The 26843-nt window shown below is 62.8% G+C and carries 18 protein-coding genes; 10 read left to right on the top strand and 8 right to left on the bottom strand.

Going from position 1 to position 26843, the window contains the following annotated elements:
- Positions 1-50: 50 nt before the first annotated feature.
- The 4 genes from icmF to C2L64_RS01025 all read right to left on the bottom strand — a co-directional run bounded on the left by icmF (position 51) and on the right by C2L64_RS01025 (position 6908).
- Positions 51-3425 (bottom strand): fused isobutyryl-CoA mutase/GTPase IcmF, encoded by a 3375-nt coding sequence (gene icmF, locus C2L64_RS01040; protein WP_090834925.1) that lies wholly within the window; start codon positions 3423-3425, stop codon positions 51-53.
- A 126-nt stretch (positions 3426-3551) separates the two neighbouring features.
- Positions 3552-4490, bottom strand: a complete 939-nt coding sequence (locus C2L64_RS01035; RefSeq protein ID WP_007577840.1) for a LysR family transcriptional regulator — start codon at positions 4488-4490, stop codon at positions 3552-3554.
- A 184-nt stretch (positions 4491-4674) separates the two neighbouring features.
- Positions 4675-5754 carry a porin gene (locus tag C2L64_RS01030; protein ID WP_007577842.1) on the bottom strand — a complete coding sequence of 360 codons (1080 nt, stop codon included), beginning with the start codon at positions 5752-5754 and terminating at the stop codon, positions 4675-4677.
- A gap of 536 nt (positions 5755-6290) precedes the next feature.
- Positions 6291-6908 (bottom strand): hypothetical protein, encoded by a 618-nt coding sequence (locus tag C2L64_RS01025; RefSeq protein WP_007736629.1) that lies wholly within the window; start codon positions 6906-6908, stop codon positions 6291-6293.
- A gap of 537 nt (positions 6909-7445) precedes the next feature.
- Between C2L64_RS01025 and C2L64_RS01020 the strand changes: the two genes are divergently transcribed.
- The 8 genes from C2L64_RS01020 (at position 7446) to C2L64_RS00985 (ending at position 15969) form a co-directional block, all read left to right on the top strand.
- The gene (locus C2L64_RS01020) at positions 7446-8468 is read left to right on the top strand and encodes a bile acid:sodium symporter family protein (protein WP_079484062.1); all 1023 of its coding nucleotides are present in this window, start codon (positions 7446-7448) and stop codon (positions 8466-8468) included.
- A gap of 270 nt (positions 8469-8738) precedes the next feature.
- Entirely contained in the window at positions 8739-10577 is a 1839-nt protein-coding gene (locus C2L64_RS01015) for an EAL domain-containing protein (RefSeq protein WP_090835046.1), read from the top strand.
- 363 nt (positions 10578-10940) lie between these two features.
- Positions 10941-11927 (top strand): LacI family DNA-binding transcriptional regulator, encoded by a 987-nt coding sequence (locus C2L64_RS01010; RefSeq protein ID WP_007577848.1) that lies wholly within the window; start codon positions 10941-10943, stop codon positions 11925-11927.
- On the top strand, positions 11924-13210 hold the full coding sequence (locus C2L64_RS01005) for an AGE family epimerase/isomerase (RefSeq protein ID WP_090834924.1): 1287 nt from the start codon (positions 11924-11926) through the stop codon (positions 13208-13210). The genes C2L64_RS01010 and C2L64_RS01005 overlap by 4 nt, the downstream gene beginning before the upstream one ends.
- 18 nt (positions 13211-13228) lie before the next feature.
- Positions 13229-14155 (top strand): carbohydrate kinase family protein, encoded by a 927-nt coding sequence (locus tag C2L64_RS01000; protein ID WP_007577853.1) that lies wholly within the window; start codon positions 13229-13231, stop codon positions 14153-14155.
- 175 nt (positions 14156-14330) lie between these two features.
- Positions 14331-14552, top strand: coding sequence for a hypothetical protein (locus tag C2L64_RS00995; protein WP_007577857.1), 222 nt, complete (start codon positions 14331-14333; stop codon positions 14550-14552).
- A gap of 89 nt (positions 14553-14641) precedes the next feature.
- The gene (locus C2L64_RS00990; protein WP_007577858.1) at positions 14642-14887 is read left to right on the top strand and encodes a hypothetical protein; all 246 of its coding nucleotides are present in this window, start codon (positions 14642-14644) and stop codon (positions 14885-14887) included.
- Between the two features lie 143 nt (positions 14888-15030).
- The gene (locus C2L64_RS00985; protein ID WP_079498230.1) at positions 15031-15969 is read left to right on the top strand and encodes an ion channel; all 939 of its coding nucleotides are present in this window, start codon (positions 15031-15033) and stop codon (positions 15967-15969) included.
- 27 nt (positions 15970-15996) lie between these two features.
- On the opposite strand, the gene C2L64_RS00980 is transcribed toward C2L64_RS00985, so the two are convergent.
- On the bottom strand, positions 15997-16614 hold the full coding sequence (locus C2L64_RS00980; protein WP_086910269.1) for a glutathione S-transferase family protein: 618 nt from the start codon (positions 16612-16614) through the stop codon (positions 15997-15999).
- 425 nt (positions 16615-17039) lie between these two features.
- On the opposite strand from C2L64_RS00980, the gene C2L64_RS00975 reads away from it, so the two are divergent.
- Positions 17040-20636 carry an indolepyruvate ferredoxin oxidoreductase family protein gene (locus C2L64_RS00975; protein WP_086918409.1) on the top strand — a complete coding sequence of 1199 codons (3597 nt, stop codon included), beginning with the start codon at positions 17040-17042 and terminating at the stop codon, positions 20634-20636.
- Between the two features lie 310 nt (positions 20637-20946).
- Here the strand turns inward: C2L64_RS00975 and C2L64_RS00970 are convergent, their stop codons facing one another.
- The 3 genes from C2L64_RS00970 to C2L64_RS00960 all read right to left on the bottom strand — a co-directional run bounded on the left by C2L64_RS00970 (position 20947) and on the right by C2L64_RS00960 (position 24746).
- Positions 20947-21894 carry an IS110 family RNA-guided transposase gene (locus C2L64_RS00970; RefSeq protein ID WP_039901856.1) on the bottom strand — a complete coding sequence of 316 codons (948 nt, stop codon included), beginning with the start codon at positions 21892-21894 and terminating at the stop codon, positions 20947-20949.
- Between the two features lie 841 nt (positions 21895-22735).
- The gene (locus tag C2L64_RS00965; protein WP_086909730.1) at positions 22736-23431 is read right to left on the bottom strand and encodes a copper homeostasis protein CutC; all 696 of its coding nucleotides are present in this window, start codon (positions 23429-23431) and stop codon (positions 22736-22738) included.
- Between the two features lie 40 nt (positions 23432-23471).
- The gene (locus C2L64_RS00960; RefSeq protein WP_090834923.1) at positions 23472-24746 is read right to left on the bottom strand and encodes a sensor domain-containing phosphodiesterase; all 1275 of its coding nucleotides are present in this window, start codon (positions 24744-24746) and stop codon (positions 23472-23474) included.
- Positions 24747-25128: 382 nt separating this feature from the next.
- Between C2L64_RS00960 and C2L64_RS00955 the strand changes: the two genes are divergently transcribed.
- Positions 25129-26793 (top strand): Na+/H+ antiporter, encoded by a 1665-nt coding sequence (locus tag C2L64_RS00955; protein WP_079498248.1) that lies wholly within the window; start codon positions 25129-25131, stop codon positions 26791-26793.
- The last annotated feature ends 50 nt before the right edge of the window (positions 26794-26843 follow it).

The raw sequence follows: 26843 nt of genomic DNA, 5'->3' as shown, positions 1-26843 counted from the left end.
TTGAAGACATGAAAAGGCCGCAGACGCGGCCTTTTCGTTTCAGGATGGCGTCACATGTTGCGCCGGTACTGGCCACCCACTTCGAACAGCGCATGCGTAATCTGTCCCAGCGAACAGACGCGCACCGCCTCCATCAGCACGGCAAAAACGTTTTCATCGTCGATGACGGCCTGCTTCAGGCGTTCCAGCATCGCCGGCGCTTCGCTTTCACGCGATGACTGGAACGCGCGCAGACGCTTCAGTTGCCCCTGCTTTTCTTCTTCCGTCGAGCGCGCGAGCGCGATGGGCGGCGGCGCGTCGTGCGCATGCGCGCCGAGGAACGTATTCACGCCGACGATCGGATACGAGCCGTCATGCTTGCGATGCTCATACAGCATCGATTCGTCCTGAATGCGGCCGCGCTGATAACCCGTTTCCATTGCACCAAGCACGCCGCCGCGCTCGGTGAGCCGGTCGAACTCCGCGAGCACGGCCGCTTCGACGAGATCCGTCAGTTCGTCGATGATGAAGCTGCCCTGGTTCGGATTCTGGTTCTTCGCGAGTCCCCATTCGCGATTGATGATCAACTGGATAGCGACCGCGCGGCGCACCGAATCTTCCGTCGGCGTGGTGATCGCTTCGTCGAACGCGTTCGTGTGCAGCGAATTGCAGTTGTCGTAGATCGCGATCAGCGCCTGCAACGTGGTGCGGATATCGTTGAAGTCGATTTCCTGCGCGTGCAGGCTGCGGCCCGAGGTCTGCACGTGATACTTCAGCTTCTGGCTGCGTTCGTTCGCGCCATAGCGGTCGCGCATCGCGACGGCCCAGATGCGACGCGCGACACGGCCGAGCACCGTATATTCCGGGTCCATTCCGTTCGAGAAGAAGAACGACAGGTTCGGCGCGAAATCGTCGATATCCATGCCGCGCGCGAGATACGCCTCGACATACGTGAAGCCGTTGGCGAGCGTGTACGCAAGTTGCGAGATGGGGTTCGCGCCCGCCTCGGCGATGTGATAGCCGGAGATCGACACCGAATAGAAATTGCGCACGCCGTGCTCGACGAAGTACGCCTGAATGTCGCCCATCACCTTCAGGCTGAATTCCGTCGAGAAGATGCAGGTGTTCTGCCCTTGATCTTCCTTCAGGATGTCGGCCTGCACAGTGCCGCGCACGTTTTCCAGCGCGAAGCGGCGCGCGGCGTCGAGTTCGTCTTGCGAAGGTTCACGGTTGTCCTGCTGCGCCTTCGCGTGCGCGAGCGCGATCTGCTGATCGATCGCGACATTGAAGAACATCGCGAGAAGGGTCGGCGCGGGTCCGTTGATCGTCATCGACACCGACGTTTCGGGTGCGCACAGATCGAAGCCGTCGTAGAGCGCTTTCATGTCGTCGAGCGTCGCTACAGATACACCCGAATTGCCGACCTTGCCGTAGATATCGGGTCTTTCGTGCGGCTCCTCGCCGTAGAGCGTGACGGAATCGAACGCCGTCGACAGGCGCTTGGCGGGCATCCCTTCGGATAGCAGCTTGAAACGCCTGTTGGTGCGGAATGGGTCGCCCTCGCCCGCGAACATGCGTGTCGGGTCTTCGTTCTCGCGGCGGAACGGAAACACGCCCGCCGTGAACGGGAAATAGCCGGGCAGATTGTCGAGCATTAGCCAGCGCAGGATTTCGCCGGGGTCCTTGAACGCCGGCAGCGCGACCTTGCGGATCTTCGAACCCGACAGCGTTTCGACGGTGAGCGCCGTGCGGATTTCCTTGTCGCGGATCTTCACGACATGTTCGTCGCCGGAATAGGCGGCGACCGTGTCCGGCCACGCATCGAGCAGCGCCTTTTCGTGCTCGCCCATTTGCGACGTGCGGGTGTCGATAAGCGAATCGAACGCAGCGGCATCCGGCACGCTGCCGTTCGCCTCGCTCAGCATCCGGCGCGCTTCGTCGAGCTGCCAACGCTCGCGCGCGAGCTGCGACTGCGCTTCGACGCGCTCCCGATAACCGCGCACCGTCAGCACGACATCCGACAGATAGCGCACGCGCGCGGGCGGCACGATGGCGTTGCGGCCCGTCGAATGACGCACACCTTGCAGTTTCGGCAATCGCCCGTCGCTCTCATGCAGACCGTGATCGCGTAAAGTCTTCGCGACATGTTGGTACACAGCCGTCACGCCGTCGTCGTTGAAACGTGACGCAATCGTACCAAATACCGGCATCTCCTCGATTTTCGATCCAAACTTATGCTGGTTACGTTGAACCTGCTTTGCGACGTCGCGCAACGCGTCGGCGGCGCCCTTGCGGTCGAATTTGTTGATCGCGACAACATCCGCGAAATCGAGCATGTCGATCTTTTCGAGCTGGCTTGCTGCGCCGAACTCCGGCGTCATCACGTACAACGACTTGTCGGCGTGCGGCACGATCGCGGCATCGCCCTGTCCGATGCCCGACGTTTCGACCACGATCAGATCGAAGCCCGTCATCTTGCAGGCGTCGATTGCGTCGGGCAGCGCGTCAGAGATTTCGCTCGATGCCTCGCGCGTCGCCAGCGAGCGCATGAAGACGCGTGCGCCGCTGCCCCAGTCGCCGATCGCATTCATGCGGATGCGATCGCCGAGCAGCGCGCCGCCCGATTTGCGGCGAGAAGGATCGATGGCGATCACGGCGATGGTCAACGTGTCGCCGTAGTCGAGGCGAAAGCGTCGGATCAGCTCGTCGGTCAGCGACGACTTGCCCGCGCCGCCCGTTCCTGTGATGCCGAGCACGGGCACGCGTGTTGGTCCGGCTTGCGCGGCGAGCGCCGCGCGTGTGGCGGGATCGACGTCGTCCGTTTCAAGCGAGGTAATCAGTTGCGCGAGCTTGCGGAACGTGACGACATGCCCGACGCGATCCGTGTCTCGGCGCATCGCGTCCTTCAGATCGACAACGAGTTGCGCAGGCTGAGCGTTCGCTCTTGCCGCGTCGCGGCAACGCGCGATCATGTCGTCGATCATTCCTTGCAGCCCGAGCCGCTGGCCGTCGTGCGGCGAGTAAATGCGCTCGACGCCATAGCGCTGCAACGCCGCGATCTCATCGGGGACGATCACGCCGCCACCGCCGCCAAACACCTTGATCCGCTCGCCGCCGCGCTCGCGCAACAGATCGACCAGATAGCGGAAGTATTCGACGTGCCCGCCCTGATAGCTCGACACCGCGATGCCGTCCGCGTCCTCGTGCAGCGCCGCCGTCGCGATTTCTTCGACCGAGCGGTTGTGGCCGAGATGGATCACTTCGACGCCGCTCGCCTGCAGGATGCGCCGCATGATGTTGATCGACGCGTCGTGGCCGTCGAACAGTGCGGCGGCCGTGACGAAACGCAGGCGTCGCGAGGACGTCTCGTGCGGCGAGGGCGGCGCGGAAGATCGGGAAGCGGGCGCGTCGTCGCCGACGCGCTGCGGCGTGGAAAGATCAGTCATGTCTCCCCCGGATCGAATCGTCAGGTTCGTTCTACTTCGCGGGTGCTGCAACCAGTATAACGATACGACCCAATCGTCCGTGCGGCGTTCAGTGGACGCGAATGGACGAGCTTTGCGCCGCGAATCTCACCGTACTGCGAGCGCCCTGATCTGCTCGAGCGTCGGCCACAACGTCTCGCTCGAAAAGCGCTCCGCGATGAAATCGACGAACGACCGCACCTTCGCCGACAGATGCCGGCGGCTTGCGTAGACGACGTGAATGGGCAGTTCGCGCGGCGGCAGTTCATCGACGAGCAGCGGCACGAGGCGGCCGGCAGCGAGATCGTCGCCGATCACTTCGGTGCCGAGCAGCGCGAGCGCCGCGCCCTGCAGCACGACCACGCGCTGCGCCTCCAGATGGTTGACGATCAGATTGCCCGAGAACTTGACGCGCGCGCTTTCCGCATTCGCGCCCGCGACCAGTTCGAGCGCCGACACGCCCGCGTACTGAATGAAGTTGTGGCGTGCGAGATCGGCGGTGTTTCTGGGCGCGCCGTGCCGCTTGATATAGTCCGGCGACGCGCACAACACGAGATGCGCGGTCGCCACCTGGCGGGCGATCAGCGACGACGACTTCAGCCCCAACGGCGACGCGCGGATCGCGACATCGAAGCCCTCGTCGATCAGTTCGACGACGCGGTCCGACAGCGTGATATCGACGGTGACTTGCGGATGCTGCGTCGCGTAATCGGCGACGGCGCTCATCACGTGCCGCAGACCGAACGCGGACAACGTCGACACGCGCAAGCGTCCTTGCGGCACGATGCTCGCCGCACCGACCGCCTGCTCGGCTTCGTCGAGTTCGCTCAGCACCTGGCTCAGACGCTCGTAGTACTCGCGGCCCGCTTCCGTGGGCGCGACGCGGCGCGTGGTCCGGTTCAGCAATCGTGCACCGAGTTGCTGCTCCAGATGCATCACATGCTTGCTCGCCATCGCCGCCGACATGTCCATCTTTTCCGCCGCGCCGACGAAGCTGCCGACTTCGACCACGTGGCGAAACACTTTCATGCTGACGAGGGTATCCATGGCGATCGCTCGGGATAGGAATGAATCAGGCTGATTCCCGGGACTTTATCAAGGAGCCGTCGACAATGTGCGGCGCTGGCGAGCATCCGAAAGAAAAAGCCCTGCCTTCCGTGAAGAAGGCAGGGCTTTGCAGGGCACGCCGCGGCAGCGCGCGGGACACGCCGCCGCGGTGTGTCTATCGTGATCAGAACTTCGCGCGAATGCCTGCGCCGGCCGTATAGCCCGAAGACTGGCCCGTGTACTTGTCGTAGAGATACGCCGCGTAGACGTCGGTGCGCTTGGACAGCGGATAGTCGTAGCCGATCGCCGCCGACTGGTGCATCTGGTCCAGACCGCCCGTATCGCGCGAGTAAGCATACGACGCCATCACCGTGCCCGTGCCGAGCGGCACCGACACGCCGCCCTGCGCCGTGTTCACGTGCCAACTGCCGACGTCCTGGTCGTTCTTCGTGTACATGTACTGACCGTAAAACTTCGCGAACTTCAGGTCGTACGACACGCCCACCTGTCCAACCGACTGGCTCTTCAGGCCCGAAACCAGCGAGCCGAGATCGGTCGGCGAGTTGTTGAAGTTCACGTACTGGAACACGCCCGTCGCCGCGAACGGACCATGGAAATACAGGAACTGGGCACTGTATTTCTTCGAGCCGTTGTGATCCGCCGAATTGCCCAGCGCATACATCGCGCTGCCCGACAGCCCGCTGAAGTCCGGCGACGAATATTGGACTGCGTTGTTCCAGCCGGAATCGCCGACCACGCCCATGTCCGTCGTGTAGGTCGGGAACGTGCCCAGACCGAGGAACACGTGATAGACCATCGGCGAGAAGACGTACGAGTCGATGAACGGATTGAACAGAATCGTCGACACGAACAGTTGCGTGGTCAGACGGCCCGCCGTCACCGTGCCGTACGGAGACTCGATACCGACATACGCGTTACGCCCGAAGAACGTGTCGCCGTCGAAGCGGCCGAACTTGCCGTTCTGCGCGCGGAAGAAGTCTTCCAGTGTGAAGATCGCCTTGTAGCCGTTGCCCAGATCTTCAGCGCCCTTGAGGCCCCAGTACGACGTCGACATACCGCCGCCCGACACGTTCCATGCGCTCTGGCTTCCCGGGAACTTCGTGACGCCGACCCATTCGTCGACCTGACCATAAAGCTGCACGCTCGACTGCGCGAACGACGACGTCGATGCAATGGCCAGCAAGGCACCGATGACGCTCGCCTTCAGGGTTGTTCTCAGCGCACGGCTGACGGTGGTATTCATGGGTTCTCCTGTCTTTGTCAAAAGGTGTGGCTGTACGGCGGGGCGCTCGCCGGATCCGTGTTTGTTATCCGTTTGATCGTCGAGCCAATCTGGGCTGGGACAAATCTTTGCGGACCATTTTTATGGACAAAAATATCTGCGGTTATTGCGGGTATATGGGACTGAATAGTTTGGTGAACTTTCGGCCTGATACTGGTTGCCGACACACCTTGTTTCCGCAGTGCCGCAAGCACCCGCGCGCCCTCGAAAGCGCGCGGATTCTACAGCACAGCGTGTGATGCGAAGCGCATCAACGAAGGATTGACGCGCCGCCGCAACGAAGAGGGGATTTGATGACAAACGCCATAGACTGACGAGCGTTTTCAAAAATGTGTGGCGTGCTTACGTCAGATCAGACGGGGTATTTTGTCGGACGTGCGGAGACCGAAAAGATTGGGTAGCTGAACTTGAGAAAACACCGATCCGATCTCAGAGCGAGTGGATGGAAAGCAGGATAGACCGAACGGCGAAACGTCCCGTAGAGGGCAGAGGATAGGTCAGTTACGGTAAGGCGACGGAGACGGGATGCGCGACGGGTCCCCAGGCGGGCGCGGAATCGGGCGCGACGCGCCGCGCTCTTCGTTGTAGCGTGTGACGTCGTCGCGGATCGAACCGACGTGCGCCGATTGCGCGGTCGCAGGCGGCCGCGGCGCGTTATGCGAATCGGTGCTGATAGGCGTGATCGCACCGGCATACTGGGTGCCGACGTATTGCGCGGCTGGGCGATTGCGATAGACGTCGGCGGGAAGCGCCATGCGTTGTGCGGTGTAGTTCGATGCATTGCTGCCGTACACGCGCCCGGCGAATGTGTCGTTCACACTGGTCCGGCCCGACGCGTTGCCGCGCGTGCGCGGCGCTTCATTTCGCGCATATCGGCCAGCGTGACCTGACATCGCCACGCCGCGCGGCATGTCACGCGAAATATTGGCGCGCGGCACAGTGTTTCCATGGACAGGGCCACCAAACGACGAACCGTGAAAACTCGACGCGCCGCCGAACAACCCGTGTCCTTCATGGCTGACAAATGACGGTTTCGCATAGGCGAGCGAGGTCAGCGCGACGATCAGCGCGCCCGTCATCCACCATTTGATCCTCGACAGCCCTACAAGCACCATGTTTCACCTGCCCGACGACCCGCCTGAGAGCCCGCCGTTCGAGCTACGGCTTGGCTGGTTCCGGGGCTGGCGCGACTTGCATGACAAGCTTTCTCGCGCGATGCCCCATCGGCCTTCGAACAGTAATTTATTGGCGTCCTCCCAGTGAGTCGAGCCAAAATATGTTAGGTCTGCGGCACTCTTGTAACGCATTGTTACTGCGACGTTTTTTCGCCACAAACCTCTTGCGGCGCGAGGGGAAAAAGCGCTGAAACGGGGTCGTTCGAACACCTGAATTCGTATGAACAGAGGCGCTCCAAAACGCTTGTTTCAACGTGTCGTTTCGACCGATTCTGGACGCCCGAAACGGTCGTTCTGACCAGCAGACTCGATGCGAACGCAACCATGCACGCGGACGGGCGTTTCATGCGCTCAGGTAATTAATCAATTCGGCAAATGAATTTGCTTTTTCAATCACTTTGCGCGGACAATAGCCCTTTGGCACGCGCCCGCCGGCGACATCAAGGCGATCGCTTCCCCTGCATCGAGATTTGAAAGATGGCCCGTCCGAAACTCCTGCCCGACAATTTCACGCTCTGCCTGATCGGCACGGTGATTTTCGCGAGCCTGCTGCCCGTGCACGGCCACGCGGCGACGGCGTTCAACTGGGTAACGGATTTCGCGGTCGGGCTGCTGTTCTTCCTGCACGGCGCCAAGCTCTCGCGCGAAGCGATCATTGCCGGCGCCACGCATTGGCGGCTGCACCTCGTCGTGCTGTTAAGCACGTTCGCGCTCTTTCCGATACTCGGGCTCGTACTCAAACCGCTTCTTTCGCCCCTCGTGACGCCTGCGCTCTACGCCGGCATCCTCTTCCTCTGTACGCTGCCGTCGACGGTTCAGTCGTCGATCGCGTTCACGTCGATTGCGAAAGGCAATGTGCCCGCCGCCGTGTGCAGCGCGTCCGCATCCAGCCTGCTTGGCATCTTCATCACGCCCGCGCTCGTCAGCGTGATCGTCACGAGCCAGGCGGCGAGCGGCACGTCGCCGTGGCATACGGTGTGGAACATCGTGCTGCAACTGCTGGTGCCGTTCGTCGCCGGGCAGCTGCTGCGGCCGATGATTGGCGGATGGATCGACCGCAACCGCGGCGTGCTGAAGTTCGTCGACCAGGGCTCGATCCTGCTGGTGGTGTACGCCGCGTTCAGCGAGGCCGTCAACGAAGGCCTGTGGCATCAGATACCGCTCGCGGCGCTGGGCGGGCTGTTGGTGGTGTGCGCGGTGCTGCTGGCGCTCGCGCTGCTCGTGACGATATTCGTCAGCAAGCGCCTCGGCTTCAGCCGCGCCGACCAGATCACGATCATCTTCTGCGGTTCGAAGAAGAGCCTCGCCGCCGGCGTGCCGATGGCGAAAGTGATTTTCGCCACGCATGCGGTAGGCGCCGTCGTGCTGCCGCTGATGCTGTTCCATCAGATTCAGTTGATGGTCTGCGCCGCGCTCGCGCAACGCTGGGGCGCACGCGACGTCAGCGCCGAGAAGCGCGCCGCGCAAAAGAGCACGACGGCCGCTGTTGCGCGCCGCTAGGCCCGTTTCGAATAAGTCGAGATTCATAAGCGCTCTCCCTGAGTGCATGTCGTGAAGGCCGCCTGCGGGCGGTTTTTTCGTTATTTCATCCTGCCCGGCCGCTGCTGTCGCCTCGGCACGACGGCATAGGACAAACGCACGCACCTGCCGCCCAAATAGTGAAAGCGCTTCCGCCAAGCACCAGAACGGTGCGGAGCGTCACTAAAAATTCATTTAATTTCAGCGACTTGCTGCCGATAAGCCGACGGTCCAATGCTCCGGCCGTGTGTCATGCCTCAACGCTCGTTCTCCACCATCGCAGCGCCGCGCATCGTCGATCTGATTGCGCAGCGTGACCTGTCCGCCGTGTTCCAGCCGATCGTCGATTTCGACGATGGCGCGATTCTCGGCTACGAAGGGCTGATCCGCGGACCGGCCGGCTCCGCCCTCGAAGCGCCGTACGCGCTATTCGCGCAGGCGGCCGCCGAAGGCAGCGTGATCGCACTGGAGCGCGCCGCCGCGCACACCTGCATCGAGGCATTCGCGAAGCTCAAGTACGAGGGCAAGCTGTTCCTGAATTTCAGCGCCGGTGCGATCCGTCAACTCGCCGACAACCGCGAAGACACCTTCGTGATGCTGCGCAACATGGGCGTCGATGCCGAGCGCATCGTGATCGAACTGACCGAGCAAAGCGCGATTCCCGATGTCGCCAGTTTCCTACCCGCCATCTCCATGCTGCGCATGGCCGGCGCCCAGTTCGCGCTTGACGACTACGGCACCGCGAACGCCAGCATGAACCTGTGGGTGCGTCTGCAGCCGGACGTCGTGAAGATCGACCGCTTCTTCATTCACGACATTGCCAGCGACCCGCTCAAGTTCGAAGCCGTCAAGGCGATGCAGCACTTCGCGGCCGCGAGCGGCGCGCGTCTGGTGGCCGAAGGCATCGAAAACGAGGCGGATCTGATCGTCGTGCGCGACATGGGCATCGGCTGCGGCCAGGGCTATTTCTTCGGCAAGCCGCATGCGCACCCGCCGCGCAAGGTCTCCGACGACGCGCGCGAGGCACTGCGCGCCGGTCATATCGCCGTGTTCCCCGAGGCGACGCGCGCGGTGAGCGCATCGCCGTCGGGCGGGATGGCATCGGCGAAGATGGTCGTGCATGCGCCCGCGCTGCCGCGCAACGCGACCAACAACGACGTGCTCGAACTCTTCAACCGTCTGCCGAACCTGCATGCCGTCGCCGTCGTCGAGCATAACGAGCCGGTCGCGCTGATCAACCGGCGCGCGTTCATGGACCGCTACGCGCTGCCCTACCACCGCGAGCTGTTCGGCAAGCGGCCATGCCTGTTGTTTGCGAATGCATCACCCGTGGTCATCGAAAAATCGATGACGGTCGAAGACATGGCCAAGCTGCTCGCCAGCGATGACCAGCGTTACCTCGCGGACGGCTTCGTCATCACCGAGAGCGGCAAGTACGTCGGCCTCGGCACGGGCGAAAGCCTCGTGCGCGCGGTGACCGAAGTACGCATCGAGGCGGCGCGTTACGCGAATCCGCTGACTTTTCTGCCGGGCAATATTCCGATCAGCTCGCACATCACGCGGCTGCTCAGCCACGAAGCGGGCTTTTACGCGTGCTACGTCGACCTGAATCACTTCAAGCCGTTCAACGACCAGTACGGCTACTGGCAAGGCGACGAAGTGCTGAAGTTCGCCGCGCACGTGCTCGCGGAAGTCTGCGATCCGACACGCGATTTTCTCGGCCACGTCGGTGGCGATGATTTTCTGATCCTGTTCCAGAGCGAAGACTGGCGCGAGCGCGCAGAGCGCGCCATTCACGTGTTCAACGAAGGCGCGCAGCGCTTCTACGCGCCGGGCGACCGCTTTGCGGGCGGCATCCATGGCGAGGACCGGCGCGGCAATCCGACGTTTTTCGGCTTCGTGACGATGGCGATTGGCTGCGTGCTCGTGCAGCCGCAATCGGGCGAAGCGGTGTACAGCAGCGAAGACATTGCATCCGTTGCGGCGCTCGCGAAACGCCGCGCGAAAAGCGAAGCGTCCGGTTTCGTGATGATCGGGTTCGAAGAAAGCCAGATGTTGCTGCAAGGGCGCACGGCGGCAACCGTCGACTGAACTTCTTCGCCCCGGCTTCGGCTTCCGCCGTCATCTTCAGCGGCAAAGCACGCCGCAACGACATTCCTTTGTCACGACGAGCAGTCACCTTGGCAGCAAGGTTCGGACTGCGCGTTCCCCATTCGTGTTTCTCATTCCCGCTCATCTGCGGCCGCAACTTCGCCGCGTCCGTATCAATTGATGAATCCAACACGCCGTTTAGTGCATTTTACTAAACAAACGATTCACCTTCACTGCGCCTGTATACGGGTATCTACGCGTATTGAAAGCCTCTGAACGAGGGTTTCGCGCGATCGTTTTACTATACAATCACCCGAACTTGAACTCCGCCGCTGCGCGTCTCTCGCGCCGCCGCTTTTTTCGATGGCTACAACGATCCGCGACGTCGCCCGCGCGGCCAGCGTGTCGATCGGCACCGTCTCACGCGCTCTGAAGAATCAGCCTGGTTTGTCGGAAACGACGCGCGAACGCGTCGTCGAAACGGCCCGCCGGCTTGGCTACGATTCCGCGCAGTTGCGCCCACGCATTCGCCGGCTCACGTTCCTGCTGCATCGTCATCACAACAACTTCGCCGTCAGCCCGTTCTTCTCGCACGTGCTGCACGGTGTCGAGGACGCGTGCCGCGAGCGCGGCATCGTGCCGTCCGTGCTAACAGCGGGCCCGACCGAGGATGTCGTCCAGCAGATGCGCCTGCATGCGCCCGACGCGATCGCCGTCGCCGGTTTCGTCGAGCCGGAAACGCTCACGACGCTCGTTGCGATGAAGCGCCCGCTCGTGCTGATCGACCTGTGGGCGCCGAACCTGCGCTCAGTGAATCTCGACAACCAGGCGGGCGCCGCGCTCGCGATGCAGCATCTGTTTGCACAGAAGCGCACGCGCGTCGCGTTCATCGGCGGCTCGCTTGCGCACTACAGCATCGCGCAGCGCGCGCTCGGCTACCGGCGCGCGTTTTTCGAAGCCGGCCTGCTGTTCGATCCGTCGCTGGAAGTGACGATCGACGCCGGCCTCGACCCCGACGCCGGCGCTGCGCTCGCGATGGAGCAACTGCTCGACCGCCCCGGCCCGCGCCCCGACGCCGTCTTCGCATACAACGACCTCGCCGCGCTGGCGGCGCTGCGCGTGTGTCTCGCGCGTGGCCTGCGTGTGCCCGAAGACATCGCGATCGTCGGTTTCGACGACATTCCCGCCGCCGCGCACGCGCGCCCGCCGCTCACGACGATCGCCGTCGACAAGGAAGCACTCGGCCGGCGCGGCGTCGAACTGCTGCTCGAAGACACGCCGTCAGCACTCGACATTCGCATTCCGGTCCAACTCGTTGTCCGTGCCAGTACCTCGGTGAAAATGCCATGAAACAACCCGACACGACTCTTTCGAACAACACCGCCAATCACAAGGTGCCGCCTGTCGCGAGCTTCCGCGACGGCGCTTTCCTGCTGTCGCACGTCGAGGACACGCTGCGCTTCTACGCGCCGAACGTGCTCGATCCGAGCGGCGGCTTCTTCCACTTCTTTCGCGACGACGGCACGATCTACAACCGCGCGACGCGTCACCTCGTCAGCAGTTGCCGCTACGTGTTCAACTACGCGATGGCGTACCGGCAGTTCGGCGATCCGCAGCATCTGGAGTACGCGCAACACGGCCTGAAGTTCCTGCGCGATGCGCACTGGGACCCGCATCAACAAGGCTACGACTGGGAGATCGACTGGCGCGACGGCCACAAGCGCACGCTCGATGCAACGCGCCACTGCTACGGCCTCGCGTTCGTGCTGCTCGCGTACGCGCACGCGGCGATGGCAGGCATCGAAGAAGCGAAGCCGATGATCGCCGCGACCTTCGAGCTGATGGAGCACCGCTTCTGGGACCCGGCAGCCGGCCTGTACGCCGACGAAGCTACGCCCGACTGGAGCGTGAGCTCGTACCGCGGCCAGAACGCGAACATGCACACGACGGAAGCGCTGCTCGCCGCGTACGAGGCGACGGGCCATCTCGTGTATCTCGACCGCGCCGAGCGCGTCGCGACGAACATCACGCTGCGTCAGGCCAAGCTGTCGCAAGGTCTGGTGTGGGAGCATTTTCACGCGGACTGGTCGGTGGACTGGCACTACAACGAAGAAGACAGCTCGAACATCTTCCGTCCGTGGGGTTTTCAACCGGGCCATCAGACGGAATGGGCGAAGCTGCTGTTGATCCTGGAGCGTCACCGTCCGCTGCCGTGGCTGCTGCCGCGCGCGATCGAACTGTTCGACGCGGCCATGACGCACGCGTGGGACAACGATCACGGCGGCCTCTACTACGGCTTCGGCCCGGACTACACCGTCTGCGATCACGACAAATACTTCTGGGTGCAGGCCGAAACCTTCGCGACGGCCGCGCTGCTCGGACAGCGCACGGGCAACGAGCGCTTCTGGGACTGGTACGACGAGATCTGGCGCTACAGCTGGACGCATTTCGTCGATCATCGCTATGGCGCGTGGTATCGCATCCTCACGTGCGACAACCGCAAATACAGCGACGAAAAGAGCCCGGCCGGCAAGACCGACTATCACACGATGGGCGCATGCTACGAAGTGCTGCAGCACGCACTGCAAGCCGCAGTGCAGCCTGAATCGCAGCCTTCCAGCGCGTCCGAATAACCTCGTACGGTGAGCATCATGAGCGCGAGCCCTGAATTTCACGCTGAGTTTCCTGAATTCGTTTCCGCCGGCGACATCCTCACCGATCTCGTGCGCACGGGTCCTGCAAGCTGGCTGTCGGTTCCCGGCGGCGCGGGCTGGAACGTCGCGCGAGCGGTTGCGCGGCTGGGTCTGCCAACGGCCTGCGCCGGATCGCTCGGCGTCGACAATTTCTCCGACGACCTGTGGAACGCGAGCGTCGCCGCGGGCCTCGACATGCGCTTCATGCAGCGCGTCGAACGTGCGCCGCTGCTCGCCGTCGTGCATCAGACGCATCCGCCCGCGTATTTCTTCATGGGCGACAACAGCGCGGACCTCGCTTTCGATCCGTCGAAGCTGCCCGAAGGCTGGATGCCGCAGGTGAAGTGGGCGCATTTCGGCTGCATCAGCCTCGTGCGCCAGCCGCTCGGCGCGACGCTCGCGAAGCTCGCCGCCGACCTGCGCGAGCGCGGCGTGAAGATCAGCTTCGATCCGAACTACCGCAACCTGATGGAGCACGGCTACGAGCCGACGCTGCGCCAGATGGCGTCGCTGGCCGATCTGATCAAGGTATCGGACGAAGACCTGCGGCTGCTGTTCAAGACCGACGATGAAGCGGCTGCCCTCGCGCAATTGCGCGCGATGAATCCAACGGCCATCGTGCTCGTCACGCGCGGCTCGGAGACGGCGACGTTGATCGACGGCGACCGGATCGTCGAAGCGAAGCCGCCGCGCGTGGCTGTCGCCGATACCGTCGGCGCGGGCGACGCGTCGATCGGCGGACTGCTGTTCAGTCTGATGACGGCGCCGCAACGCAAGTGGGAAGAGCATCTGGCGTTCTCGCTCGCGGCAGGCGCGGCGGCTTGCCGCCATTCGGGCGCGCATTCGCCGACGCTCGATGAAGTGGTATCGCTGCTGCAGGATTGATCCGCCGATGCTGTCGGAAGAAGCTGCCGGTGCAAGCGCCCGACCGGCAACTCCATCCGCTGCGCGGCGGCATGCAAACGCGCTGGAGGACCTGCTGAGCGCGCCTTTGGGCGCCGACATGTGAGCGTCGAAATCGCGTGCTAGGATGGAATCTCCCCCTTGCAGGAGATGCATCATGGAGGACGTCACCTACACAAAAGGTCTCTATACGGCGACGGCGAGCGTTCGCCCGGTAGATGGCGGGCAATACCAGGGCGTCGTTGCGCTGTCGCGCGACGAGGGCGACGAGACAGAAGACACGCTCTACGAAGTCGAAGCCACGTCGCCGACAGCCGACGAAGCGCTCGAAGACGCGAAGGCGCTAGCCCACAGAATCCTCGGCGAGATCGAACTATAGGCACTGGGCTTTCGCATTGAACGATACGTGGCGCGTCCGCCGCGCGCCGCGCCTACGACGTTTTGTTCGTTGAACAGGCGGAGGCGATCATGGCAGAACCGCTCTTTCTTTACGGCGTGTACGCGATACACGTGCGGCCACTCGAACTTCAGGGCGCGCGCTGGGACGCGGAATACGAAATCCGGCATCGCGATCATCCCGTGCAGCGCTGGACCACAGTAGGCGGCGACACGGGCTTCGCGACGGAAGCCGAAGCTGTCGAAACGGCGCATCAGCAGGCCGTTGCCGATATCGAGCACGGCGCGGGCGTGCCGAAGCCGCGAGCGTTTCCCTAAGCGGACGCCGGTCGCGTCGCCTGAAGTCACGCATTGCCGTCAGTAACCGGGCGGACGGGCTACACTACACGACGCAGCGGGCGACGGGCATCATGGCCGCGCCGCGACGCTGCGCGACACACCGTCAGCAAAACAGAAAAAGAATGAGCGCGACCCCGCCCGAATCGAACCATCACCGTGCGCGTAAAGGCCGGATTCTCGACCGAAAAATTCGCATGCGTTCGCACACAGTGATCGCGCATGGCTTGCCGCTGCGCGTCTGGCAGGACCTCTATCACCGCGCGCTGACGATCAGCTGGCCTGTGTTCTTCATCTCGCTCGCGTTGCTGTTCCTCGTGCTGAACTCAGTCTTCGCGTCGCTGTACGAACTCGGCGGCGCCGCCATCGCCAATCAGAATCCGAAGGGCTTTGCGGGCGCGTTCTTCTTCAGCGTCGAGACGCTCGCGACGGTCGGCTACGGCGACATGCATCCGCGCACGCTTTACGGGCATCTCGTCGCGACACTCGAAATATTCATCGGCATGTCGGGTATCGCGCTGGCCACAGGGCTGATCTTCGCGCGCTTTTCGCGGCCGCGCGCGAAGATCGTGTTCTCGCAATACGCGGTTGTGCGCCCCATCGACGGACGCACCACGCTGATGGTGCGCACCGCGAACGCACGGCAAAACGTGATCGTCGAGGCTCGCGCGCGGCTGCGGCTGATGCGCGTCGAGCGGTCGTCGGAAGGCTATGTGCTGCGCAAGATTTACGACCTGCGGCTGGTGCGCGATCAGCAGCCAATGTTCTACCTCGGCTGGAACCTGATGCACGTGATCGACGAAGCCAGCCCGCTTTTCGGCCAGACGCCAGAGAGCCTCGCGGAGCAGGACGCGTCGCTGCTGATCACGATAGAAGGTTCGGACGAAAACACCGCGCAGACGATGCAGGCGCGCTATTCGTGGCTCAGCGACGACATACGCTGGCAGCACCGTTTCGTCGATCTGATCCGCGAAGTGAACGGGGTGAGCCATATCGATTACACGCATTTCGACGACGTCGAGCCGCTTCAACCGCACGAACTGCAGCAGGCGCCGACGGGCTGAGCACGCGACGCGCTTTCCACGCGACGGCTAGTGCTTCGCCTTCAACGCGTCTATTTCACGTTGTTCGATTGCCATTGCCCGCACGTGCCCTTCGCGCGCGATCGCCCGCTCGACGTACTCGCCGATGCGCCCCGACGGCTCGAGCAGCTTCGCGACAAACGCGATCTGCAGCGTGCCCGCCAGCAGCAGGTCCGCAGCGGAAAAGCGCTCGCCGAGCAGCCAGTCGCCTTCATCGAGCGCCATATCGATGGCCGCCTTCACGCGCTCCAGGTTGCCCCAGCCGAAGCTGAACGAATTGCCCGACGCGCCAGTCATCTTTTCGGCCATCGCGGGTTCGAGACAGCCTGGGGTGAAGAAAAGCCACTGCAGGAAACGCCCGCGCAACGGATCGCCGACTGGCGCGCCAAGATTCGCTTCGGGGAAACGGTCGGCCAGATACAGCAGCACCGCGCCCGATTCGGCGACCTGCACGCCGCCGTCGTCGAGCGCGGGGAGTTTGCACATCGGATTGACGTGGTGGAAATCGGTGGTGTCCTGCTCGCCCGCGCGCAGATTCACGCGCACGAGTTCATAGGGTTCACCGATTTCTTCGAGCATCCACAGCGCGCGGAAAGCCCGCGTTTTCGGCCAGTAATACAGTTTCATTGTCCGTCTCCTGTGGGTTGCAGCACTGTTGGCATAGCGTAACCCAAGGGCGGGCTTCACGAACCTCGTCTGGATGGCATAGGCATCAATCGCCATTCCAAGTAACGCTCTCAATCGCCCTTCAGACAGCCCGGCTTCCGAAGGCGGTGGATCTATCTCAATACGAGCCCGAATGGCTGGAATCATGTCGCAGTCAATGAATCAGCGATAGAAAGTAGCAAGAAACTTCTCCAATTGACGCGAAAGAATGGAGTCTCTTTCGGTACGACGGCAAGCCGTAACACGATGCCGCCAGCGAAACGCAAAACGCGCAACCAGTTGCATGGGACCAGAGTAAGGCGCTGAAGCGCCAACTCTGGTCTGCTGTGCATGAGACGGGATTAAGCGCTGAAGCGCTAACTCCCGTCGACACAGGAGACTCCACAATGACCGCACGTCTACCCATCGACGGCACCCCCGCACTCGCCGACTACCGCCTGTCGGACAACCTGACCGCCACGCGCGGCCGCATCTTCCTGACAGGCACACAGGCGCTCGTGCGTCTCGCGCTGATGCAGCGCCAGCTCGACAAGGCGCGCGGCCTGAACACCGCTGGCTTCATCAGCGGCTATCGCGGCTCGCCGCTCGGCATGGTCGACCAGCAGTTGTGGAAAGCGAACAAACTGCTGGAAGCGAACGACGTCCGCTTTCTGCCCGCGATCAACGAGGAACTCGGCGGCACGGCGGTGCTCGGCACACAGCGCGTCGAATCGGACCCGGAACGCACCGTCGATGGCGTGTACGCGATGTGGTACGGCAAAGGCCCGGGCGTCGATCGCGCAGGCGACGCGCTCAAGCACGGCAACGCCTACGGCTCGTCGCAGCATGGCGGCGTACTGGTCGTCGCCGGTGACGACCACGGCTGCGTATCGTCGTCGATGCCGCATCAGAGCGACTTCGCGATGATCGCGTGGCACATGCCCGTCGTGAACCCGTCGAACATTGCGGACATGCTGGAGTTCGGCATCTACGGCTGGGCGCTGTCGCGCTACTCGGGCGCGTGGGTCGGATACAAGGCGATTTCGGAAACGGTCGAATCGGGCTCGACCGTCGATCTCGACGCGTTGCAGATGGAATGGCCCACGCCCGAAGGCTTTCAGGCGCCCGCGGGCGGCCTGCACAACCGCTGGCCCGACTTGCCGAGTCTCACGATCGAACAGCGTCTGCACGCGAAGCTCGACGCCGTGCGGCACTTCGCGCGCTTCAACAGCATCGACAAGTGGATCGCGCCGAGCCCGCACGCGAACGTCGGCATCGTCACCTGCGGAAAGGCACATCTCGATCTGATGGAAGCGCTGCGCCGGCTCGATCTCACTGTCGCCGATCTGGAACAGGCGGGCGTGCGCATCTACAAAGTGGGCCTGTCGTTCCCGCTCGAAATGACGCGCATCGATGCGTTCGTTTCCGGTCTATCGGAAGTGCTCGTGATCGAAGAGAAAGGCCCCGTGATCGAGCAGCAGATCAAGGACTATCTGTACAACCGCACGGAAGGCACGCGCCCCACGATTGTCGGCAAGCACGCTGAAGATGGCTCGATGCTGCTGTCATCGCTCGGCGAATTGCGGCCGTCGCGTATTCTGCCTGTGTTCGCGAACTGGCTCGCTAAGCACAAGCCCGCGCTCGACCGCCGCGAACGCGTGGTCGATCTCGTCGCGCCGCAGATTCTGTCGAATGCCGCCGATGCCGTGAAGCGCACGCCCTACTTCTGTTCGGGCTGCCCGCACAACACGTCGACGAAAGTGCCTGAAGGTTCTATCGCGCAGGCGGGTATCGGCTGCCACTTCATGGCGTCGTGGATGGAGCGCGACACGACGGGTTTGATCCAGATGGGCGGCGAAGGCGTCGACTGGGCCTCGCATTCGATGTTCACGAAGACGCGCCACGTATTCCAGAATCTCGGCGACGGCACGTACTTCCACTCGGGCATTCTCGCAATCCGCCAGGCTGTCGCGGCGAAGGCGACGATCACCTACAAGATTCTCTACAACGACGCCGTCGCGATGACGGGCGGCCAGCCAGTTGACGGCAGCATCTCGGTGCCGCAGATTGCGCGTCAGGTCGAAGCGGAAGGCGTGTCGCACTTCGTCGTGGTCAGCGACGAACCGGAAAAGTACGACGGCCATCATGGCCAGTTCCCGAAGGGCACGACGTTCCATCACCGCAGCGAACTCGACAAGGTGCAGCGCGAGCTGCGCGACATAGACGGCGTGACGGTGCTGATCTACGACCAGACGTGTGCCGCCGAAAAGCGCCGCCGCCGCAAAAAAGGCGAGTTTCCCGATCCGGACAAACGCCTCTTCATCAACGAGGAAGTCTGCGAAGGTTGCGGCGATTGCGGCGTGCAGTCGAACTGTCTGTCCGTCGAACCCGTTGAAACGCCGTTGGGTCGCAAGCGTCGCATCGATCAGTCGTCGTGCAACAAGGACTATTCGTGCGTGAACGGCTTCTGCCCGAGCTTCGTGACGATCGAAGGCGGCAAGCTGAAGAAGGCGGCAGGCGTCGCATTCGATGCAGTCGCGCTCGCCGCTCGCGTCGACGCATTGCCAACGCCTGCGACGCACCTCGACGCCGCGCCGTACGACATTCTCGTGACGGGCGTCGGCGGCACGGGTGTCGTGACGGTCGGCGCGCTGATCAGCATGGCCGCGCATCTGGAGGGCAAGAGCGCTTCGGTGCTCGACTTCATGGGCTTCGCGCAGAAGGGCGGTTCGGTGCTGTCGTTCGTGCGCTTCGCCGCGCGCGACGAATGGCTGAACCAGGTGCGCATCGACACGCAACAGGCCGACGTGCTGCTCGCCTGCGACATGGTGGTCGGCGCGGGCGCGGACGCATTGCAGACGGTGCGTCACGGCCGCACGCGCATCGTCGTGAACACGCACGCGATTCCGAACGCGTCGTTCGTGCAGAATCCGGACGCGAATCTGCACGCGGATGCGCTGATCGACAAGATGCGTCACGCGGCGGGTGAAGAGCGCATGTCGTCATGCGATGCACAGGCGCTCGCGACGCGTTTCCTTGGCGACACGATCGGCGCGAACATTCTGATGCTCGGCTTTGCGTGGCAACTGGGGCTTGTGCCTGTGTCGTTCGCCGCGATGATGCGCGCAATCGAGCTGAACAACGTGGCGGTGCAGATGAACCAGTTGGCGTTTTCGATTGGCCGTATGGCCGCCGCTGATCCTTCCGGACTGGAGACGCTGTGGACGCAGCGTCATGCGGCGCAGCCTGCTGTAGCGCTGGAGACACTCGATGCATTGGTCGCGGATCGCGAAGCGCGTTTGCTGGCGTATGGTGGCGAGGCTTATGTGAAGCGCTATCGTGCGCTGGTCGATGCGGCGCGTCAGGCTGAGCGCAAGCTTGAGGGCGCGGTTGAGGTTGAAGCGCGCTTGAGCCGCGCTGTTGCTACGACGTTCTATCGGCTGCTCGCGGTGAAGGATGAATACGAAGTCGCGCGCCTGCATAGCGATCCGGCTTTCCGTGCTGCGCTCGAAGCGCAATTCGAAGGCACCGCCGGGAAGGATTTCGGCGTGAAGTTCAACCTTGCGCCGCCGACTATTTCACGCGCGAAGCACGGCGCGACGCCGCAGAAGAAGACGTTTGGTCAATGGATGTGGCCGGTGTTCGGTGTGATGGCGAAGTGGCGCGGGCTGCGGGGCACGATGCTCGATCCGTTTGGCCGCACTGTCGAGCGGCGGATGGAGCGCGAGTTGTCCGCAGACTATGAGGCAACGATGCAGCGGGCGTTTGTGATTTTCGATGACGTCACGGCGGATGATGTCGTCAAGCTCGCTGGGTTGCATGCGCGTGTGCGCGGGTATGGGCATGTGAAGCTGGCTAATCTGGCTGCTGTTAAGCGCAGTGAGCGCGCGCTGGCTGCGCAGTTGCATGTCGAGGCCGCGACAGGGGCGGCTGTGGATGAGGCGCTTCGGGAAGCTAAGGGTGTTGGGGCGTTGCGGGGGATTCCTGTTGTTGTAGCGAAGTAGGTTTTTTTTGTCTGCGACGCTTGTTGTGGTTTGCTTGCTTTTTCGCTGGCATCCGCGATGGGTTCGGGTTGTAGGTTTGTGCTTTCGCTGGCATCCGCGCTTTGCCTTCGTGCTTCAAGCGTCGCCCCTGTGCGGGGCGGCACCTACTTTTCTTTGCCGCCGCAAAGAAAAGCAACCGTATTGGAAGTCAAGCGGGAGGCTGTTCCGGGGTGCTGGATTCTCAATGTGGTTGCCGGTTCCGTACAGGCGAGCGCAAACCACGCGAGTGATCGCGTTCAGGCACAGCATCCAGGCAAAGCTATACCGCCGGTTAGTTCGTCGATGGGTTCCAGGGTGTTGAGTTATGGACCATGGCGTTGAGCGTCACGATGAGCTTGCGAATGCACGCGGTCATGGCCACCTTGAAGGGTTTGCCGGCCTGACGCAGACGGTCGTAGAAGGCCCTGATGGTCGGATTGAAGCGCAGCGCGGGGATGCAAGCCATATAAAGCGCGCGCCGCACGATGGCACGACCGCCCTGAATGCGACGCTTGCCGGTGTGCTTGCCGCTATCGGAATTGAACGGAGCAACACCGGTCAGCGCGGCGATCTCGCGGCGGTTCAATGAACCGAGTTGTGGCATGAACGCGATCAGTGTGGCCGCGGCGCCGGGACCGATGCCGGGCACCGAGCGCAGCAGGTCCTCCTTCTGACGCCACGCGGGCGAAGCGCGCAGGAACGAATCGATGTCCCTGTCGGCGACGGTGAGCTGCTGTTTGAGCCATTTGATATGGTCATTCAGGCTTTCCTTAGCCGCGGCATGAGCGCGCTCCAGGCGGGCTTTTTCGGCCACGAGCATGTCGATGAGCTGGGCACGGCGCAGCAGCAGGGCTTGCAGCTGCTCGGTCTGCACATCGTTGAGCGGGCGCACGACGGGTTTGATGACGGCGGCGAAATGGGCGATGACGAACGCGTCGATGCGGTCGGTCTTCGCCCGTTTGCCGGTGGCTCTGGCAAAGTCGCGCACCTGTCGGGGATTAACCGCGACAGCGGGCAGGCCGGCCTGGCAGAGCGCCCTGAGCACGGCGAGTTCGAGCTTGCCGGTGGCCTCCATGACGATCAGGGTGGGACCCAGCGCGATCAGACGCTGGACCAACTGTTCGATGGCGGCGGTTTCATTGTCGACACTGAAATGTTCGGTCGTGTCGTGGATGGCAACGTCGAGCGTGCTACCGCTGACGTCGATGCCGATATAAAGGGACGAAGAAGTCTGGTTCATCACGGTACCCATACTTGCAGGAAAATACGAGCTCGAGGCTCAGTCAACTGTTCGGGTTAAGACGATGAGAAGGACAGTCGCTCAGGCTTTTCTGCGAGCTCAAGGCACTATAGGCAGACGAGCTGACTGTCCGTGTGGCGACAACTGATCGGGTCGGTGCCACGGAGGGGAATATACAAGTAGGCAAAAGAAAGCGGCTAACACCGCTAGTTCTTGTACCTGCCTGAGGGCCCCCAACCGGTCCCACACTTCAAACGGCAACCACGTGACTCGTGCCTGTTGCCAACGCTTTGAATGAGCGCCTCACCCGCTTCACACACCCGCGTTGCAGCACGCCGTACCGGATATTCCACCGCCGCCCAGGTGGCAAACTGTGTGTAGGCCGTAGCGCTACACACGCCTCACTTCGGACCGATAGCGCACGCGCCCCACCATGCAAGAGCGCCAAGCTATACGTCGCGGCAACCTACACACAGTTTGCCACCTGGGCGGCACATACCATTCGCTGCCGCTCGCCCGTGTATGGGAGTTCGAAGCGGGTGAGGCGTTTATTCGAAGCGTTGGCAACGCGCGCAAACAAAGACGCCGCCGTGTGAAGCATAAGACCGGTTGGGGTCCCTCAGGCAAACACAAGGGCTGGCGGTGTTAGCCGCTTTCTTTTGCCTACTTTTCTTTGCGGCGGCAAAGAAAAGTAGGTGCCGCCCCGCACAGGGGCAACGCTTGAAGCACGAAGGCAATACGCGGATGCCAGCGCAAAGGCAAACCCACAACGGCAACGCCTGCGCCGCGCAGGCGCCATCCGGATGCCTGCGACGAGCAAAGCAAACCAGAAACCTGAGCGTCAAGAGTCCAACAAATCGCGAACCTTCCTGACCTTCTCCTCGCAAACAGAAGCGAGCGCAGCTCCCCTTACGCCCGATCCAAAATGCACAGCCTCGACGCGCGTAGCGCGAACAAACCCAGCAACACGATCAACGTTAAGCCCAGCACCCGCGAGCACAGTGCAATGCGATTGCGCAGCGCGCACAACGAGCGCCCGAACCTCATCCGCAGCGTCCAGCACCGAACCCTTGCCACCTGAAGTCAACACATTCGTAACAGCATCAAACTCAAGCAACACATCAAGCGCCTCATGCAAATCACGCGCATCATCAAACGCACGATGAAACGTGATGGGCATGCCATCGGCAACGTCAACGACCCGCAGCAACCCATCGCGATCAACCTCACGCGACGCAGTCAACATCCCAATCACAACAGCATTCGCCCCCGCCGCCTTCACCGCACGCACATCCCGCAGCATCACAGCGAAATCATCAGCATCATAGACAAACGACCGGCTATGCGGCCGCACAATCACATTAACGGGAATCGACACCGCCGCGACTACGGCCTCGATCATCCCGATGCTCGGCGTCAACCCACCCTCGCCCATCGCCGTAATCAGTTCAAGCCGATCCGCACCGCCGCGCGCAGCGGCCATAGCATCGGCAACCGTCGTCGCGATGACTTCGAGCAATACCCGTTCGCTTCGCATATCAGAGAGTCACGTCGTGAAAAACGAAACCCACATGATCTCAGAAGTGCGGCTCCTCGAACCAGTCGATATCGCCGCACAACACGCAAGTCCGACTGCCGATCTGCGTCGCCACCGACAACGTCACACACGGCACCGCCTCGTTGATCGACAGATAGGGCCGCGTCACATGCACGCGCTCGGGCGCTTCCATCGCCGCACGAAAATACGGGCGCCGCAGCCAGTTCGCGCCTTGCGCATCGGATAGCGGCAAGAAACGCGTCTCGTGCGAAGCACGGTCGGCACGCAGCACGACATTACGTCCGGCCTGCCGGCCTTTATCGTCGAGCAGATAGCAACGCGCCGCGTGATCGAGCGCAAGAAAATTCCAGCACACTTCGTCGAGCAGTTCGCCGGCGGCAAGCCGCTCGGCCGCGCGCTCGAACGCGCGAATGTACGGCGCGAGCCGCGACGCGTTGCGCCGCTCACGCTCCTCCGTCTGCGTCTGATAGCGCTCGGTCAACTCGCCAATGCACGCTGCCGCATGCGCCGCGTCGGCGAGGCCCGGATGCGGGCGTCCAAAGAAAAAGCCCTGCACGAAATCGACGTTGCACTCCATCGCCATGTGCGCCTCGTGCTCCGTCTCGACACCTTCGATCAGCACCAGCTTGCCCGCCTCATGCAGCAGCGCGACGAGACCAGGCAGTATCGATGCGACGTCCGCGCGATGCGCCGCATGCGACAGCATGATGCGATCGAGCTTCACGATATCGGGATTCAACTGCCAGATGCGCTCGATGTTCGAATGCCCCGCGCCAAAATCGTCGAGCGCGATCAGGAAGCCGCGCTCGCGGAACTGGCGCACGGCATCGGCCAGACGCTCGATGTCCTCCGCGCTCTGTTCGAGCACTTCGAGCACGATGCGTCGCGGCGACAGGTTCAGCCGCCGCAAATTCGCCAGCAGCGCCGCCGAATGATACGAATCGATCAGCACGCCCGGATGGACGTTGAGAAACAGCCACTCGCGCTCCGCGCCGAGCACCTTGAAGTTCTCGAGATGCAGCGACTGCGCGAGCCGGTCGACATGCAACACGTCGCCGACGCGCGCCGCCTGGCCGAACACATCGACGGGCGACACCGCGCGGTCGAATGGATCGTGCGCGCGCAGCAAGCCTTCATAACCCACGGCACGCATGTGCGACAGGCTGAATATCGGCTGAAAGACGCTCGTCAGCGTCAGGTCGCCGTGTTGTACCGAATAGCGCTGCAGGCCCGAGGTCATGCTGAGCTCGAAGCCGTGCGGCACCGTTGTTCTTTCCTGTTGCGCAATCGTCATGCAGTCCTCTCACGCAAAAGCACAGCGGGCGCGTCGCAAAGGCGAAGCGCCGCCGCCGTCCTCGAAATGTGCGTTATCAGTTCCTATTAAGCAAGCTCCATGCGCACGGTGGCGCACCTACAAACGAAATTTGCATGGAAAGGCTGCACCGCGCGAAGCGCACATGCGTCGCGCGAGGGCACGCAATGCACCGCAGCGGTGCATCTTGCTTTCGAACCACTTGCGGCCTTTGAAGCGCGATGTCATCCCGTCGGGCTACACTTCGGGCTGACCGACGCGCCGCATCGTCTTTCCAGACGCGGCGTTTCATGTCGCGATGGGTCGTCTCAAGTGTTGCTCTTCCCGTCGCGCGCCACTGCCTGTTTCCTCACACCCGTTTCCGATGGATATCGTCTTCACCGTTTTGATCCTGCTGCTCGCCGTCGCCGCTTCGGGCGTCGTGGTGCGGCTGGTGCCGCTCAAGCTGCCGCTGCCGCTCGTGCAGATCGTGTTCGGTGCGCTGCTCGCATGGCCGCGCCTTGGCCTGCATGTGACGTTCGATCCCGAACTCTTCATGATGCTGTTCATTCCGCCGCTGCTGTTCGCGGACGGCTGGCGCATCCCCAAGCGCGAGTTCTTCATGCAGCGTCGCGCGATCCTCATGCTCGCACTCGGCCTCGTGTTCATGACGGTGGTCGCGGTCGGCTACTTCATTCACGCGATGGTGCCGTCGATCTCGCTGCCCATCGCGTTCGCGCTCGCCGCCGTGCTGTCGCCGACGGACGCCGTCGCGCTGTCGGGCATCGCCGGGCGCAACCGCTTGCCCGAGCATCTGATGCATATCCTCGAAGGCGAAGCGTTGATGAACGACGCGTCCGGTCTCGTCGCGTTGAAGTTCGCGATCGCCGCCGCGTTGACGGGCGTGTTCTCGCTGCGCGACGCGTCGGTGAGTTTTGTGATCATCGCGCTCGGCGGGCTGGCGACGGGCGCGGCCGTCGCGTGGCTGTTCAGCTTCGCGTCGACGCGCTTTCTCAACCTCACCGAAGAAGGCGACCCTGCGCCCGGCGTCGTGATGACGATGCTGATTCCGTTCGCCGCGTATCTGTTCGCCGAGCACTTCGAGTTTTCCGGTGTTCTCGCCGCCGTCGCCGCCGGCATGACGATGAACTACTCGACGTTCACGACCTCGAGCCCCGCGTCGGCGCGCGTGCGGGCGAGCGTCACGTGGACGATGATCGAGTTCGTCTTCAATGGCATGGTCTTTATCCTGCTCGGCCTGCAGTTTCCGCACATCATCGGCCGCGCGCTGCTCGACGCGCATAAAGAAGCGAGCGGCTCCGAGTTGCGGCTGATCTTCTATGTCGCCGCCGTCGCGGTGGCGCTGTACGCGTTGCGCTTCGTGTGGGTCTGGCTGCTGCGCTGGTTCGCGAGCCGCGGCGCGGCGAAGCAAGGCGTCGCGAATGCAGTGCCCGGCCTGCGCACCGTATCGATGACGACCATCGCGGGCGTGCGGGGCGCCGTGACGCTTGCGGGCGTGCTATCGCTGCCCGTCGCGTTATCGAATGGACAGCCGCTGCCTGGACGCGATACTGCGATCTTCATCGCGTCGGGCGTGATTCTCGTGTCGCTGTTCGTCGCTGTGATCGGCTTGCCGCTATTGATGAACGGCGCGCGCCGCCGGCCCGATCCGCATGCCGCCGAAGAACGCATGGCGCGCATTCAGGCGGCGCAGGCGGCGATCCGCGCAATCGACCGCTATCAGGAAACGGCGACCGCCGATCTCGACGAAGCCTCATCCGCGCATGCCGCCGATGTGACGGCGCGCGTGATGGATATTTACCGCCGCCGTCTCGCAACACTCGACGACGACATGGAACCCGCCGAAAACGCGCGGCGCGCCGAAGCGCTGGAGTTTCAGATGAAGCTCGCAGCGATGCGCGCCGAACGCGTGACGCTGCTCGACCTGCGCGGCAGTCAGTTGATCAACGACGACACGATGAACAAGCTGATGCGCGAAGTGGATCTGTCGGAGACCGCGTTGCTGACGCGCGGAAAAGGGAAGAAGTAAAAAAACGGGCGCCTCGCTGAACTGCGGGCGCCCGTTGTGCTGAAGCGGAT

This window comes from Paraburkholderia hospita (assembly GCF_002902965.1).
Lineage (GTDB): Bacteria > Pseudomonadota > Gammaproteobacteria > Burkholderiales > Burkholderiaceae > Paraburkholderia > Paraburkholderia hospita.
Note: the sequence above shows the minus strand (reverse complement) of the source record. Positions and strands in the feature narration are given on the sequence as shown.

Bases quoted from the DNA above. Each gene is read 5' to 3' on its own strand.
- icmF (WP_090834925.1), bottom strand. From the start codon at position 3,425: ATGACTGATCTTTCCACGCCGCAGCGCGTCGGCGACGACGCGCCCGCT.
- C2L64_RS01035 (WP_007577840.1), bottom strand. From the start codon at position 4,490: ATGGATACCCTCGTCAGCATGAAAGTGTTTCGCCACGTGGTCGAAGTC.
- C2L64_RS01030 (WP_007577842.1), bottom strand. From the start codon at position 5,754: ATGAATACCACCGTCAGCCGTGCGCTGAGAACAACCCTGAAGGCGAGC.
- C2L64_RS01025 (WP_007736629.1), bottom strand. From the start codon at position 6,908: ATGGTGCTTGTAGGGCTGTCGAGGATCAAATGGTGGATGACGGGCGCG.
- C2L64_RS01020 (WP_079484062.1), top strand. From the start codon at position 7,446: ATGGCCCGTCCGAAACTCCTGCCCGACAATTTCACGCTCTGCCTGATC.
- C2L64_RS01015 (WP_090835046.1), top strand. From the start codon at position 8,739: ATGCCTCAACGCTCGTTCTCCACCATCGCAGCGCCGCGCATCGTCGAT.
- C2L64_RS01010 (WP_007577848.1), top strand. From the start codon at position 10,941: ATGGCTACAACGATCCGCGACGTCGCCCGCGCGGCCAGCGTGTCGATC.
- C2L64_RS01005 (WP_090834924.1), top strand. From the start codon at position 11,924: ATGAAACAACCCGACACGACTCTTTCGAACAACACCGCCAATCACAAG.
- C2L64_RS01000 (WP_007577853.1), top strand. From the start codon at position 13,229: ATGAGCGCGAGCCCTGAATTTCACGCTGAGTTTCCTGAATTCGTTTCC.
- C2L64_RS00995 (WP_007577857.1), top strand. From the start codon at position 14,331: ATGGAGGACGTCACCTACACAAAAGGTCTCTATACGGCGACGGCGAGC.
- C2L64_RS00990 (WP_007577858.1), top strand. From the start codon at position 14,642: ATGGCAGAACCGCTCTTTCTTTACGGCGTGTACGCGATACACGTGCGG.
- C2L64_RS00985 (WP_079498230.1), top strand. From the start codon at position 15,031: ATGAGCGCGACCCCGCCCGAATCGAACCATCACCGTGCGCGTAAAGGC.
- C2L64_RS00980 (WP_086910269.1), bottom strand. From the start codon at position 16,614: ATGAAACTGTATTACTGGCCGAAAACGCGGGCTTTCCGCGCGCTGTGG.
- C2L64_RS00975 (WP_086918409.1), top strand. From the start codon at position 17,040: ATGACCGCACGTCTACCCATCGACGGCACCCCCGCACTCGCCGACTAC.
- C2L64_RS00970 (WP_039901856.1), bottom strand. From the start codon at position 21,894: ATGAACCAGACTTCTTCGTCCCTTTATATCGGCATCGACGTCAGCGGT.
- C2L64_RS00965 (WP_086909730.1), bottom strand. From the start codon at position 23,431: ATGCGAAGCGAACGGGTATTGCTCGAAGTCATCGCGACGACGGTTGCC.
- C2L64_RS00960 (WP_090834923.1), bottom strand. From the start codon at position 24,746: ATGACGATTGCGCAACAGGAAAGAACAACGGTGCCGCACGGCTTCGAG.
- C2L64_RS00955 (WP_079498248.1), top strand. From the start codon at position 25,129: ATGGATATCGTCTTCACCGTTTTGATCCTGCTGCTCGCCGTCGCCGCT.